General features: G+C 34.6%; 10 protein-coding genes and 1 tRNA gene. 7 read left to right on the forward strand and 4 right to left on the reverse strand.

What is annotated here, in order from left to right; all coding sequences use genetic code 11:
* Nucleotides 1-108: 108 nt before the first annotated feature.
* Together AC4FQ5_RS14220 and rpsO are read right to left on the reverse strand one after the other, a co-directional pair.
* Nucleotides 109-1,299 carry an acyloxyacyl hydrolase gene (locus AC4FQ5_RS14220; RefSeq protein WP_491144334.1) on the reverse strand — a complete coding sequence of 397 codons (1,191 nt, stop codon included), beginning with the start codon at nucleotides 1,297-1,299 and terminating at the stop codon, nucleotides 109-111.
* Nucleotides 1,300-1,450: 151 nt separating this feature from the next.
* The gene (gene rpsO / locus AC4FQ5_RS14225) at nucleotides 1,451-1,720 is read right to left on the reverse strand and encodes a 30S ribosomal protein S15 (protein ID WP_034679332.1); all 270 of its coding nucleotides are present in this window, start codon (nucleotides 1,718-1,720) and stop codon (nucleotides 1,451-1,453) included.
* Between the two features lie 172 nt (nucleotides 1,721-1,892).
* Here rpsO and AC4FQ5_RS14230 point away from each other — a divergent pair, with 172 nt between their 5' ends.
* The 3 genes from AC4FQ5_RS14230 (at nucleotide 1,893) to AC4FQ5_RS14240 (ending at nucleotide 4,614) form a co-directional block, all read left to right on the forward strand.
* Nucleotides 1,893-2,450, forward strand: a complete 558-nt coding sequence (locus AC4FQ5_RS14230; protein ID WP_491144337.1) for a pyruvate decarboxylase — start codon at nucleotides 1,893-1,895, stop codon at nucleotides 2,448-2,450.
* Between the two features lie 86 nt (nucleotides 2,451-2,536).
* Complete coding sequence (mgtE, locus tag AC4FQ5_RS14235; protein WP_491144338.1) at nucleotides 2,537-3,859, forward strand: magnesium transporter; 1,323 nt, start codon at nucleotides 2,537-2,539, stop codon at nucleotides 3,857-3,859.
* 26 nt (nucleotides 3,860-3,885) lie between these two features.
* On the forward strand, nucleotides 3,886-4,614 hold the full coding sequence (locus tag AC4FQ5_RS14240; RefSeq protein WP_491144340.1) for an ABC transporter substrate-binding protein: 729 nt from the start codon (nucleotides 3,886-3,888) through the stop codon (nucleotides 4,612-4,614).
* 95 nt (nucleotides 4,615-4,709) lie between these two features.
* Here AC4FQ5_RS14240 and AC4FQ5_RS14245 read toward each other — a convergent pair whose 3' ends face one another.
* Both AC4FQ5_RS14245 and AC4FQ5_RS14250 read right to left on the reverse strand, forming a co-directional pair.
* A complete protein-coding gene (locus AC4FQ5_RS14245; RefSeq protein ID WP_219971472.1) occupies nucleotides 4,710-5,159 on the reverse strand; it encodes a GAF domain-containing protein in 450 nt (149 codons plus the stop codon).
* 14 nt (nucleotides 5,160-5,173) lie between these two features.
* On the reverse strand, nucleotides 5,174-6,601 hold the full coding sequence (locus AC4FQ5_RS14250; protein WP_491144342.1) for a TonB-dependent receptor: 1,428 nt from the start codon (nucleotides 6,599-6,601) through the stop codon (nucleotides 5,174-5,176).
* Between the two features lie 53 nt (nucleotides 6,602-6,654).
* On the opposite strand from AC4FQ5_RS14250, the gene AC4FQ5_RS14255 reads away from it, so the two are divergent.
* The 4 genes from AC4FQ5_RS14255 to lacZ all read left to right on the forward strand — a co-directional run bounded on the left by AC4FQ5_RS14255 (nucleotide 6,655) and on the right by lacZ (nucleotide 14,193).
* On the forward strand, nucleotides 6,655-7,422 hold the full coding sequence (locus AC4FQ5_RS14255) for an MBL fold metallo-hydrolase (RefSeq protein ID WP_491144344.1): 768 nt from the start codon (nucleotides 6,655-6,657) through the stop codon (nucleotides 7,420-7,422).
* A gap of 80 nt (nucleotides 7,423-7,502) precedes the next feature.
* Nucleotides 7,503-7,582: transfer RNA gene (locus AC4FQ5_RS14260), tRNA-Leu, on the forward strand.
* 1,067 nt (nucleotides 7,583-8,649) lie between these two features.
* On the forward strand, nucleotides 8,650-10,188 hold the full coding sequence (locus AC4FQ5_RS14265) for a hypothetical protein (RefSeq protein ID WP_491144346.1): 1,539 nt from the start codon (nucleotides 8,650-8,652) through the stop codon (nucleotides 10,186-10,188).
* Between the two features lie 876 nt (nucleotides 10,189-11,064).
* Entirely contained in the window at nucleotides 11,065-14,193 is a 3,129-nt protein-coding gene (gene lacZ / locus AC4FQ5_RS14270; protein ID WP_491144348.1) for a beta-galactosidase, LacZ type, read from the forward strand.
* The last annotated feature ends 254 nt before the right edge of the window (nucleotides 14,194-14,447 follow it).

Consider the following 14,447-nt stretch of genomic DNA (forward strand, 5'->3'; position numbering starts at 1 on the left):
TTAATTATTGATATTTCGTCTAAATTTCGTTTGCAAATTTAAGGCTTTTGTTTTAAATACAAGATTTAAAGTTGATAAGAAGAAATATTCATATTAATTTTACCTTAATTATAAATTTTTCTTATTAAAAATCCTGTATCCAAGTCTCCATTCAATATAATCAGCTTTGTGAAATTGGTAAGATCTGAGAGCAATTCCTATTAATAAATTTTCACCTATCGTATACTGAAAACCGACTCTCTGATAGAAAACCGATTTATCATAACGCCTGTCAACAGACTTTTTAAATAAATAAAATCCCGGCTGCAGCTGAACTGCAAACCTTGAAATCGCAAGACGGTAAGAAGGGAAAATATTAAGCAAAAGATTATCGTGTTTAAATCTCTTTTCAGTTTGAATTGCTCCGCTTTCATCCTGATAAAATCTGTTGTTATAATCTTCATCATACAAAAGTCCAACTCCTAATCCTAAAGATGACTTGTATGTAATCTGTGTGTGATAAACTGTTTCGACACCCCAGTTCTGATAATATTCGCCTTTAAATTTTTCGGTTAAATTAACATCAGAATATTCAAAACCATCATCTTTACCCAAAAATATCGAATGCCGCACACCGCCGAAAACATTGATGTCTAAAGTTGAATATTTGTCAAATGACGACAGAGAATCTTTTGCGTGAATCAATCTTTTATCAAAGTGATATGTAAGAGATAATTTGGGAGAAAAAGTATTCATTCCTTTATTAGGATGTTTTAAAGCACCATTTGAAAAGTGATTGAAATTAAGACCTAATCCCAAATCAAAATTTTTGCCTAAGTAATATTTGTAGCTCGCTCCTAAATTGATGTAAATACTGACCGATGACCCCGAAGTTTCATTCAAATATCCTTTTTCCAGATTAAATGGTTCCCAGCCAAATGCAAAACCTGCACTCGTTTCATAATTCCAGGAATGGGTTTTTGTTTCCTTAATTGCCCCTCCAAATGTTCCGTAAACAGCGAACGGACGTCCCATATCACTGTTTTTCAGAAAGTCTAATGCTAAAATTCCACCACCGTAGTAAGGATAACCGAATCTTTTATGCCATTCTTTGCTCCCGTCGGTTTGTAAGGTCAGTTCTGCCGCAGCACCGATAAATCCTCTGTGATCAAGAGTTTTCAGATAATCATTCGTGCCTAAAAATTTTCCGATCTGCAGACTTACTGTTCCTCGTAAATTTGATTTGGGAATCGTATCTAAATCCTGAGAAAAGAAAAAAGCAGATATAAACAGAAAAAAATATGAGTAAAAGTATTTCAAATCTTTTGTTTAAAATGTGAAAAGCGCAAATTTAACTATTCTTTTATCAAAGTAAATAAAGATTACGCAAACATTTATTGCCAATTTCATGTGATCTCACAAAAAAAGCAACCTCTTTCGAAGTTGCTTTTGTTTTTGGAAATCGGATAGATTATTTTCTTAAACCAAGTTCAGCAATAATTGCTCTGTATCTTGTAATATCTTTTTTCTTAAGATAATCTAATAAGCTTTTTCTTTTACCTACTAATTTTACCAAAGATCTCTCAGTGTTGAAATCATGACGATTAGCCTTTAAGTGCTGAGATAAATGGTTGATTCTGTAAGTGAAAAGAGCTACCTGTCCTTCAGCGCTCCCTGTGTCTTGTGCAGATTTTCCATGTTTTGCGAAAATTTCTGCTTTTTTTTCTGTTGTTAAGTACATTCCAATATTGTTTAATGATTATTATGTAACGGGTGCAAAAGTACGACTATTTTCTGATTCAGCAAAACATTATCGATACCATGTATTGAAATTGATAGAAAAATATGTTAAAAAATTCTTAACAAAATTATGTTTTTCCGATTAAAAGGCAGTAATTTTGCATAGACAAAAGATGAAAAATTTTTTACTCTACATATTGATTCCCACGGTCTTCGTTGCCGGCATTTCTTCTGTAAAAGCGCAGAAAGCAAATACTCACGACAAAATCAAGAAAATCTTATACTTCAATCCTGAGGTAGAGCCTGATCTGGAAGAAATTAAAGAACCTACAAATTATGCGTTTTTCAGCACAGTTTCTGATAACGTAAGCACATTCAGAAAAAACAAAATGCTGAGATCTGAAGTTCAGGTTTCCTATGACAGCATTGACGCTAAAACGATTCTCGAATATAGCAAAAACAATGATGCAGACTTCGTGATTGTTCCCAAAGTAAAATATTTCAAAGTAGGCTTGGGAAAATATGTATTCTCAAATCAGGTCGTTGTAAGTTTAAAACTTTTTGATGCTGAAGGAAATCTCATTGCGTCATCCGATTATGATACCTATCGTAAAAATATGCGTCTTTTAGGTTCTGCAGAAAACTCAATTAAAATAGGGACCAATGGAGCAATGAAAAGCATCCTTAAAGAATTGAGAAAACAAAAACCCTCTTCTGAAGCCGGTTTTTAAGCTTTAATAAATCCTTAAATTTACGTTATCTTACTTGTTTGTTGAAAATTTGAATTATTTTTGCATATCCAAAAAAAATTCAGGTTTTGAATTATACAGACGAACTCATCTTCAACCCAGCCGATATTGCAGAACGACTTAGCGAACTTCCCGCTGATGAACGGTTGTTGGCTTTTCTGAAAGTTCCGAAAGAGTACAAAGCCGATGTTTTCTCCCATTTAGATCCGGATTTTCAGGAAGAAACCATCAGAAGTATCGGTAGTGACGAAGTTTCAGAGATCCTGAATGCCATGACTCCGGATGACAGAACTGCACTTTTTGAAGATTTCCCGGATGAGCTGATTAAATATTCTATCAATCACCTGAATCCACAGGAAAGAAGAATTGCTTTAAAACTTTTGGGTTACGATTCTGATTCTATTGCCCGTCTGATGACCCCTTATTACATCCAGATCAGAAAAGAATGGACGGTAAAAAGATGTCTTCAGCAGATCAAAAAAGTCGGAAAAAGGGTGGAAACCATCAATCACTTGTATGTAGTTGATGAGAGAAACCGACTGATTGATGATTTGGCACTTGGGAGTTTACTCTTAGTTGAAGAAGATACTTTAGTTTCTGATCTTACCGACAATCAGTTTGTTGCCATCAAAACCACAACTTCAAAAGAAGATGCAGTAACTTATTTTGAAAAATATGACAGAACTGCTCTTCCTATTATAACAGATGCAGGAGTTTTGGTAGGAATCGTTACGATTGATGACATTTTAGATCAGATTGAATCACAAAACACCGAAGATATTCAGAAATTCGGGGGTGTTGAAGCTTTGGATGATCCTTATATTCAGACGCATTGGTTTGAAATGATCAAAAAAAGAGGTCTTTGGCTGATTGTTTTATTCTTTCTCCAGCTGATTACTGCTTCAGTAATGGGATATTACGAAAACGAAATTGAAAAAGCCGTTGTTTTGGCACTTTTCATTCCTTTAATTATATCGAGTGGAGGAAATTCAGGTTCACAAGCTGCAACTTTGATTATCCGTGCAATGGCACTTCAGGAAATTACCATCAAAGACTGGTGGATTGTGATGAAAAAAGAATTGGTTACAGGTCTTATTTTGGGAACATTTCTTGGGGTTATCGGTTTTTTCAGAATTATGATCTGGCACAAAATGGGATGGTTTGATTACGGTGATTACTGGTTTTTCATCGCACTCAGTGCTGGAATGTCATTATCGATGATTGTGCTTTGGGGAACTTTATCGGGATCAATGGTTCCTTTTATTCTTAAAAAATTCAATCTTGACCCGGCAACTTCTTCTGCACCATTCGTTGCAACGTTGGTTGACGTAACAGGTTTAATTATTTACTTTACCATTGCCGGACTTTTCTTAACCGGAAAACTTTTGTAATTTTAGAAAAAGTCTAAAATCTATATATGAAAGTTATTTCTCTGGTACCTTCAATTACTGAAGCTTTATTTGATCTGGGATTAACCGAAAATGAAGTCATCGGAAGAACAAAATTCTGTATTCATCCCGCTGAAAAGATAAAAAATGTAGAAATTATTGGCGGAACAAAAAACCTGAATATTGAAAAAATAAAAAGTCTTAAACCTGATTTAATTTTAGCCAATAAAGAGGAAAACGTAAAAGATCAGGTAGAAACTTTAATGGAAGATTTCAAAGTGATTGTTTATAATACAGAGACAATCGAAGACAATTATTATTTAGTTAAAAATTTAGGTTTACTTTTTAATAAAGAAGAAAGAGCACAGATTTTCAACATGAAAATTTATGATGTTCTTAATCAGTCAAAAATTAATTCCAAAATAAAAGTGGCCTATCTGATCTGGAAAAATCCTTATATGACGATAGGTTCAGATACTTTTATTCACAATATTTTATCTGAGATCGGTTTTGAAAATATCTTTAAAAATCAAACCCGGTATCCTGAAATTCAGGTTGAAGATTTGGATGAAGCAGATGTGATTATGCTTTCTTCGGAGCCATTTCCTTTTAAAGAAAAACATATTGAAGAATTGAAAGCGTTTTATCCTGATAAAAAAATCATGATTGTTGCCGGAGAAGCTTTCTCGTGGTACGGAACGCATATTGCGAAGTGTGAAGATTATTTTAAGGAATTAATTGCTGATTTTAATACTTAATTAAACATACAATTTGTGGTTAATTATATTTGCTGAAATTTCAAACAAAAAAACTCCGACAAAAATCGGAGTTTATAATTTATGTATTTTAAGAGTTACAAAATCTTGGAAACCTCATTACAAAGCCATTCCAGTAATTCTAAATCTTCTTTTGTGAAAGGATCAATCGTATGAGAATCAATATCGATCTGACCAATATTTTCTCCGTTTTTGAAAATCGGAACTACGATTTCAGCCTTTGTATCAATTGAACAGCTCAGATAATTATCCTGTAAATGAACGTCCGGAACGATGAAGGTTTCGTTTGAAACAGCAACCTGTCCGCAAATTCCTTTTCCGTAAGGAATAATGACGTGATCGGTTTCTGCACCAACATACGGACCTAATTTTAACTCGTCTTTATCACCGTTTTTGAAATAAAAACCGGTCCAGTTGAAATATGAAATTTCCTGATCCAATAAATGGCAAACTTTTTCAAGTTTCTCCTCAGTATTATGTTTTGGACTTTCAAGAATAGACGAAAGTCTTTTTTTTAATTCAGACATTTTTAAATTTGTTTTTAAGAAAATTGTTTTAGAGAAAGCTCCTGTTTGTAGCCGAACATTCCTCTTTCTTTTATCATTTCAGCAACACCTTCCGGCACCTGATTTTCCCAACCGCTCACGTTGCAGGCTATTTTTCTCAGTATTTCTCTCGAATAAATCTCCAAAAACTCGGGATCGTAATTTTTAATATCTACAATACGATTGTTGAGTTTGAAATATTTATATAATTCTTTCAGACTTTCTTCTACTTTAAGGTTATCTGAATTTAACAATTCGTGAGTTTCAGGATCTTTGTAAGGATAAAGATACACTCTCATTCCGTTACGGAAAAATTTACCGAAAGCTTCCAGAATTCCACCTGATAAATCTTTATAATACTTCTCATCAAATACCATCAACATATTATTTACCCCCATTGCAACACCAATGTCGCCATTCGTATAATGAGAGAAATAGTCGATCAGTCGGTAATATTCTGAGAAGTTTGAGATAATTACCGTGTAACCTAATTTACCAAGTACATCTACCCTGTCTAAGAAATCCCTTTCATCAATATCTCCATCTGCACGTAGGTTTGAAATCGTAATTTCGATCAGAACTTCCGTTTCTTCGTGGGTACAGATTGCATCTTTCAGAAACATATCCATTCCGTTTCTGAGCATATCAATATTTACTCTTGTTACCGGTCTGAAGCTCCCTCTGACAGCGAAAATATTTTTTTTGTACAAAACATCTGCCGGAAGCATATTATTTCCCTGAGAATTAAAGATAACAGCATCGGTCATATTATTTTTCACCAATTGCAAAGACATCAGTCTGTTGTCAACGTAAGCGAAAGCGGGACCGCTGAAATCGATCATATCAATCTCAAGATTATCTGTAGCAACATCGTCATACAGAGATTCAATCAATCTTCTCGGATTATCAAAATACGTAAACGCACCGAAAATAAGATTCACCCCTAAATTACCGAGAGTTTCCTGCTGTAAAGTAGCATCGTTTTCTTTAAATTTTACGTGAATGACAACCTCATTATAATCTTCATTTTCTTTTACCTGAAAACGGATTCCTACCCAACCGTGACCTTTTACCGTTTTGTCAAAATTGATGGTGGTTACCGTATTTGCGTAAGAAAAAAACTTTCTGTTTGGGCTGTTTTCTCTGGAAATTCTTTCTTCGATCAGGGCCACTTCATAGCGAAGCATTTTTCGAAGTCTGTTTTGGGTTACATATCTGTTTTTAACCTCTTTTCCGTAGATGGCATCACTAAAATCTTTGTCGTAAGCCGACATTGCCTTAGCAATTGTACCGGAAGCTCCCCCTGCTCTAAAAAAGTGTCGTACAGTTTCCTGTCCTGCTCCAATTTCTGCGAAAGTACCATAAATAGTAGGATCTAGATTAATTGTTAATGCTTTTTGTTTAGGAGTTAGTTTCTGATACATTAGGACATTAAATTTTTCGTAAATTTACCAAAATTAAACCAACCTCAAAACAAATGAAGTTGAAATTTTTAGGAACCGGAACTTCTCAGGGCGTTCCCGTTATTGGCTGCACTTGCGAGGTCTGCACCTCGAAAAATCCGAAAGATAAGCGTTTCAGAGCTTCTGCAATGGTAACAACTGATGAAAATAAAAAAATACTCATCGATTGCGGTCCCGATTTCAGACAGCAAATGCTTATCAATCAGGAAAACCATGTTGACATTACACTTCTTACCCATGAGCACAACGACCACGTCATTGGTCTTGATGACATGCGTCCCCTAATTTTTAAAAGCGGAAAAAATATGCCTCTTTACAGCAGTGAAAGAGTGGGAAATGAAGTGAAGAACCGTTTTCCTTATGCATTTACCGATGAAAGATATCCCGGAGCTCCCGCATTTGACCTGCATACGATTGAAAATAAACCTTTTGAAGTTTTAGATCTTGAAATTACTCCCATTGAGGTTATCCATTACAAAATAAATGTATTCGGATATAAATTTAAAAATTTGGCTTACATTACAGATGCCGGTTTCATTTCTGATACCGAAAAGGAAAAATTACATAATCTGGATGTTCTTATTTTGAACTGCATCCGTAAATTTGATCCGCATCCTGCCCATTTTGTATTGGCAGACGTTATAAAACTTCACGAAGAACTGAAACCTGAAAAATTATTTTTAACGCATATCAGTCATCATTTTGGATTGCATGATATTGAGGATAAGTTACTTCCCAAAGGAATGCACCTTGCCTACGATGGTTTGGAGATTATTTTTTAAAGAAAAGTTTACAAAAAGTTTTTGAACATAAAAAAAAGTTTCTATATTTGCACACCGATTTACAGCATACTGTAACACCAGCCCAGGTGGCGGAATTGGTAGACGCGCTGGTCTCAAACACCAGTTCTTAGGAGTACCGGTTCGATCCCGGTCCTGGGTACAAACGATAAATGGCGCCAACTGAATACAGTTGGCGCCATTTTTAATTTTTTTTAATTATAATTCTTACGATGAAAACATTCAGCAATTTAACCGTTAAATAATACTAGCTTAATTTCATTAAATAAATGCAGAATGTTTGGAGAGTGAGTTCCTGAATATCTGCTTTAGTTATGAGTGCGATAGTATATTTTTTTATACAATTGACAATGGTAACTTATTTTTGAGTACACCATTTTTTGATTAATATATCAATCGAAAATAGTTTAATGGGAACAAGACCAACACAGCCAAATTAAGGCTTATTATTCCATTGCTGATTGTTAATAATTCTTAGAATTAAATTGCTTTAGACAAAAACTAAAAGAAATTATTTAATAAAAAATGAGCTTTGCAATTCTTGTTTAATTTGGCTCAAACGAGTCAAATCATCGATAAAAGTGTTTGAAGATACACTCGTCAAGTCCATTTTAACGCTCAAAGAGTTCATTAAATTTATCAGAGTCAAATCTGAGAAATATGTATTAATTGATTGTTTAATTAATCTTTCAGAAAAGTACTCTATTTAGTTCCCTGACAGAAATTTTGGATTCAATAATTTTCCACAACTTAGTTGAAGTTCATGAAATTGCGAAATAAGAGATTCAATTAAATCCCACACGAAAATTTAGTGACCATTGCATAATACATTACTTCAAAATTCAGTGATAATACTGAATTATTTTCAAATAAATTATATTAATATTGTTTTATTAATAAGCATCAACTAAACATGTTAGCGGCAGGTTGGGGATTGATGTTATTGATATTATTCTCTATGCTTTTATCTGTTGGTCATAATTTAGCCATGATTTTAGTAACTATTATTATGCTAACAGGGCATATGGGAACATCTCGAGTTCCTAAGTGGAAAATTAATTTCAGTCTAAAGTTTTGCAATTTATATTGTATAAAATGGATTTGTAAAACAGTGTAATAAATTTTTTAATAACCACCCTGCTTATAACTAAATAATGTTATTGCAATTTTAAAGATATAATCAACTAAAAACTAATAATCTAAATAACCATGAAATCAAAATTCAAAAAATTGATGCTTTTGAGCATTACAACAGCTACTTTACTGGGGCTTACATCTTGTAAAAAAAATACTTATTCTAAAACTCAAACAGGCTTAGTAAGTATTTTTGAAGATTACAATAAGAATAACGAAATTAAAAATACAGTTGATACCATAGTTCTTGACAATGATCAAATGTTTGTTGACTGGTCTTGGCAAAAATTTTTATGGTTAACGTCAAATACCGAAGATAATGTTCCTGTATTTATGAAAGAATTAAAACAGGTTAATGATTTTGGTGAAGAAATAAAAATAGATTTTTTAAAAAAGAAAGGATTACAATCTTCATACCTAAAAGATGGTAAATTACCATTAATCTTAGATTTGTATCAACAAGCAGACGGAACAAAATTGAGTAGCAAGAGCAATTCTCTCGTAAGATATTCGATACATGCTAATGACGGAATATTAGAGATGTTTAATTCAGGCGATGCATCATCAATTATTAGCCAAGCAGCTGAAATACTAAAAAATGACAGCTTAAAGCGTTCTATTCGTGAGAGTAAAAATCAATATCCAGTTGGTGCTACCGAAATTAAAATAGCTTGGATAAAAACATCTGAAGTAGTAGATTCTACTAAAACTTTTAATATCACTGCAATTGTAAATCAACCTGATAAAAATTTGGACGAAAATTATAACAACGTTGAGCTACAAAGAATGTCTATGATTGGCTTTCATATATTTACAGTTACAGCAGAGCACCCTGAAGGCGTGTGGTCAACTTTTGATCAACGAGATTTAGCACCAGATAGAACAAGTTTTCATGGAGACCCTGTAAATTCTAAATCAGATAAATACACATTATTCGATGGAAACTCTGTTGGAAATACAGAAGATGGAATTATTCAAGATACAACCACTCTTACTCCAAAAGTTAAAAATAAAGTATTTCAATCCCATCCTGAAGGAGTTAGATACACTCAGGAATCTCAAGGAATGGTCGTTATTAAAGAAGATAAAGAGTTTGTTACAATGATTAAATCTAGTAACGAATTAGCTAAAAAAGCCCTTACGAATGATAAAGTTAAAATATGGGCGAACTATAAATTAGTCGGCTCTATATGGTCAAAAACTAATGCTCCAATTAATGAGTTACTAGATGGAAATTTATCAAAACCAGATGGTATCGGTAATGGGAAAAGTTTTGGTAGTTTAAATTTAGCAAATATCACTATGGAAACCACATTCCAAACAGAAGGAACGAATTGTTTTACTTGTCACTCTATGAATAATAATTTATATAGGACAAATACATCAAAAAAAATAAATGTTAAGTCTCCTTTGATTAACTCACACTTATTTGAAAAATATGCAGAATTAAAAGCAGCATTATTAGCAAGTCAAGGAGCAGCCAAAACTGACATTAATAAAAAATCGAATACTAATACAATGAAATCTTATAATAATATAGATGAAATTAGTAAGTTAAAAAATAGCATAAGGGAATCATCTCGTGAAGAAGCTAGAGAATTACTTAAAAAATAGTTATAATACCATTAAAATAACGATTATCAAAATGAAGATGAGTGTGAAAAATTCGTTGCAAAAATTTTAGAGTCCTACCTAATTCTATAACAAAATCTTTGCTTAATTTTTAGTTTGGTCAAAAGTCAAATGAAACCCATCAAGGATATACTATTCAAAAGCTATTTATTTCTAAATATTCAAAGGTAAATTTAATAACGGCTTCAACTGTAAAAATATCTGACAAAAATATACTGGTAATTCTTTTTTAGTTTGACTCAGATGACTTAAATCACAAATAAAAAGATTTATAGAGAACCTATTTAATCATTATTTAGCTCTACAATTCTTTCCACCAAATATTTCGATATATCTTTGGTTCTGGGTACAAAACCGGAAAAAAGGTGATAATTCACTTTCGTTCCGGTTTTTTTAGCTCCCAACTCATTTTTAAACTGATAGCTATAAGACAGTAAAACATTGCTCTTGTCGGTTCAATAATGATTTTCAAAAAATTCCAATTTTCAGGGAATATCGAGCCAATGATCTTACGTTTTAAAGTAATATCCCGATAGAATAGACTTTAGCAAGATTAACTACTCGTGATAAGGCATCATAAAGTAGTTTTGTAAAATCTAATTTTTTATAATCTTTTCCTTTAGTCAATTTACAACAGACAAGAAATCCTCTCACGGACAGATTATCGTCAGACAATACCTTAACTTGGGTCTTACAAGATTTGCATTGCCATCCATTATATTTTGAATTTATCAAACAATTTCTTGCTGCGGCACACCTAGACTCTTGATTTATTTAGCTTTTTCACGATGTGGTCTTTATGCTAGAACATATTTTTTATATAAATTTGTTTATCAGTTAACCACGAAAACGTCTTTTATGAACTTAAAAATAGTAACGTCAATATTACTGTCCTTATTCTTTTTTTCTGCACCTGCGCAAAACAATGATTGGGAAAATCCTAAATTAGTTGATAAGGGGAAAGAAAAGCCACACGTCACCTTCGTATCCTTCGATCATCAGCAAGATGCTCTTTACGATGATTATACTAAATCAAGTAATTATAAATCCCTTAATGGGCAGTGGAAGTTCAGCTATACAGATCAATATAAAGACAGACCTACAGATTTCTACAAAACTACATTTGATGATTCGGGATGGGCAAATTTAGCAGTCCCTTCTAATTGGGAACTGAACGGTTTCGGTATTCCCATCTATACCAATGTCACCTATCCGCATCCCAGAACACCGCCATTTATTGGTCCGAATAATCCTGTAGGCACCTACAGAAAAATGTTTACCATTCCTGAAAATTGGGATCAGAAAGAGATATTGCTTCATTTTGGTTCTATTTCGGGATGTGCATTTATTTATGTGAACGGCGAGAAGGTTGGGATGACTAAAGCTTCCAAGACTCCGGCAGAATTTAATATCAGCAAATACCTGAAAAAAGGACATAACCTGCTTGCTGTACAGGTATTCCGCTGGCATGATGGCAGTTACCTGGAAGATCAGGATTTCTGGCGCCTGAGCGGTTTGGAGAGAGACGTTTACCTGTATGCTTTACCAAAATTAGCAATATGGGATTTCTTTCTAAAGGCAGATCTTGATGGTAAATACAAAGATGGATTGTTCAGTGCCGATGTAGATCTTCGCAAATTTAAAGGGAATGATCTTAAAAACGGAAGCTTGTCTATCAGTCTGCTGGACAAATCAGGAAAAATTATTTATAACAAACAGGAAAAACTCAGTGTAAATGCAGATAGCATTCAAACTTTGAAATTTCAGACAACCATTAAAAATCCATTAAAATGGAATGCCGAAACACCAAATCTATATGATTGTGTCCTTACACTGAAGGGTGAGAAAGAAACGGTACTCAGCATTGTTGCTTCGAAAATAGGCTTTCGTAAAATTGAAATAAAAAATTCAAGGCTGTTGGTTAATGGTATGCCAATCTCTGTACACGGTGTAAACAGGCATGAACATGATGATGTAACAGGTCACACCACAACTAAAGCATTGATGCTGAAAGATATCAGATTAATGAAGGAGCTGAACATTAATGCTGTACGACTTTCGCATTATCCAAATAATCCGCTATGGTATAAATTATGCGATCAATATGGGTTGTACCTGGTAGATGAAGCGAACATTGAAACCCACGGTATGGGTGCGGAACTACAGGGCGGGTTTGACACAACTGTACACCCAGCTTACTTGCCGGAATGGGCACCGGCACACACAGACAGGATTGTAAGAATGGTGGAACGCGACAAAAACCACGCTTCTATTATTATCTGGTCTTTAGGCAATGAATGTGGCAACGGCCCCGTATTCCATGATAATTATAAATGGATCAAAAGCCGGGACACTTCCAGACCTGTGCAGTTTGAGCAGGCCGGACAAGACTGGAATACAGACATTGTAGCTCCTATGTACCCTCGCATCGCCGATATGAAAAAATATGCTGCCGATATCACTAAAACAAGACCTTACATTATGTGCGAATATTCACACGCAATGGGCAACAGCAATGGTAATATGCAGACCTATTTTGATATTATCCGGAAGAGTAAGAATATGCAGGGCGGTTTCATATGGGATTGGGTAGATCAGGGCATTAAAACCAAAGATGCCAACGACAAGCCATTTTGGGCTTATGGAGGCGATCTGGGTGCATTTTACTGGCAGAATGACGAGAATGGTGTAGCCGATGGAATCATCAGTTCTGACCGTACACCAGATCCTGGTGCCTATGAAGTAAAAAAGATGTATCAGAATGTAATCTTTACGGCAAAAGACCTGAAGGCAGGCTTGATTAATATTGAAAACATCTTTGATTTTACAGACTTGAACCAATATGAATTTAGATGGGAACTGCTGAAAAATGGTGAAAAAGTAAATGAAGATAAATTTGATGTTCAGCTGGCTCCCCACCAGTCAAAAAATATAAGGCTTAATCTTCCAAAATATAAATCGTCTGCGGGAACCGAGTATTTCCTGAACCTTTATGCATATACGAAAACAGCCACAGAGATGCTGCCTGCCGGAGCGGAGATCGCCAAAGAGCAATTCGGTGATGCAGGTTCTTATTTTGAGAAAAAAGAAACATTGGTAGCACAACCAAAATTAGCCATCACAAAAGATGATAAAAAACTGAGTTTCAATGCTGGTGACGTGAAAGGTGAATTTGATCTGCAAAAAGGAAAGTTCACGCGATATAACAAAAATGATAGCAATTTCAATAATTTTCCTGAACCGTATTTCTGGAGGGCGCCTACCGATAATGATTTCGGAAACGGCATGCCTTCAAGATTAGGATTATGGCGTTCTGCCCATGACCAGAAAAAACTAAAAAAAGTTACAGTTGCTGAACAGACCGAAGCCGGAACAGCAATTCAGGTCGAGTGGCAACTGGCAGGAATTGATGTGCCTTACCAAATAAACTATTTCATTCATAATAATGGCGATATACAGATCACTGCAACAATGGATATGACGGGTAAGGAGCTTCCTGAACTGCCACGCTTCGGGATGCGTACCACATTGTCTGGAAATTATGATAACCTCAGTTATTATGGAAGAGGTCCGTACGAAAATTATATCGACCGGAACAGTGCGTCATTTATCGGCATCTATCAGGATAAGGTAGAGAATCAGTACTACAAGGGATACATCCGTCCGCAGGAGAGTGGCAATAAAATGGATGTCCGTTGGTTCACTCTTACAGATCAGCTGGGCAACGGAATAAAAGTGGAAGGTATGCAGCCTATTGCTTTTACAGCCATTAATCATAGTGTCGAAGACCTTGACCCAGGAATAACCAAAAAGCAGCAGCATCCTACAGATTTGCCGCCAAGACATCAGGTATTTTTAAGCATTGACCTTAAGCAAAGGGGGCTTGGTGGTGATGACAGCTGGGGCGCATATCCGCATGATGAATACCGCTTGCTCGACAAAAAATACAGTTATAGCTATACAATAAGTCTGTTGAATAAAAAATAAATTACAACCATGCAGAAGATCATAAGTGAAACCTTCGAAAAATTGGTAGAGATGGTTGCAACAGAAGGATGTAACCCCATCGATCCAGAACTTATATCATCGTCGCTAACAAAATTGACAAGCTTAAAAGAATGGCTGGAAAATATAAGCATTAAGAAGATCAGGGAATTACAACCTTCTGTTATATTCAACTGATAATGGATAAAGCGGCACAAAGCCGCTTTTCTTCTATAAAGTTATATAGTAATATATCT

It is taken from the genome of Chryseobacterium sp. DT-167 (genome assembly GCF_058310155.1).

Bases quoted from the DNA above. Each gene is read 5' to 3' on its own strand.
- AC4FQ5_RS14230 (WP_491144337.1), top strand. From the start codon at position 1,893: ATGAAAAATTTTTTACTCTACATATTGATTCCCACGGTCTTCGTTGCC.
- AC4FQ5_RS14245 (WP_219971472.1), bottom strand. From the start codon at position 5,159: ATGTCTGAATTAAAAAAAAGACTTTCGTCTATTCTTGAAAGTCCAAAA.
- lacZ (WP_491144348.1), top strand. From the start codon at position 11,065: ATGAACTTAAAAATAGTAACGTCAATATTACTGTCCTTATTCTTTTTT.
- AC4FQ5_RS14255 (WP_491144344.1), top strand. From the start codon at position 6,655: ATGAAGTTGAAATTTTTAGGAACCGGAACTTCTCAGGGCGTTCCCGTT.
- rpsO (WP_034679332.1), bottom strand. From the start codon at position 1,720: ATGTACTTAACAACAGAAAAAAAAGCAGAAATTTTCGCAAAACATGGA.
- AC4FQ5_RS14240 (WP_491144340.1), top strand. From the start codon at position 3,886: ATGAAAGTTATTTCTCTGGTACCTTCAATTACTGAAGCTTTATTTGAT.
- AC4FQ5_RS14265 (WP_491144346.1), top strand. From the start codon at position 8,650: ATGAAATCAAAATTCAAAAAATTGATGCTTTTGAGCATTACAACAGCT.
- AC4FQ5_RS14250 (WP_491144342.1), bottom strand. From the start codon at position 6,601: ATGTATCAGAAACTAACTCCTAAACAAAAAGCATTAACAATTAATCTA.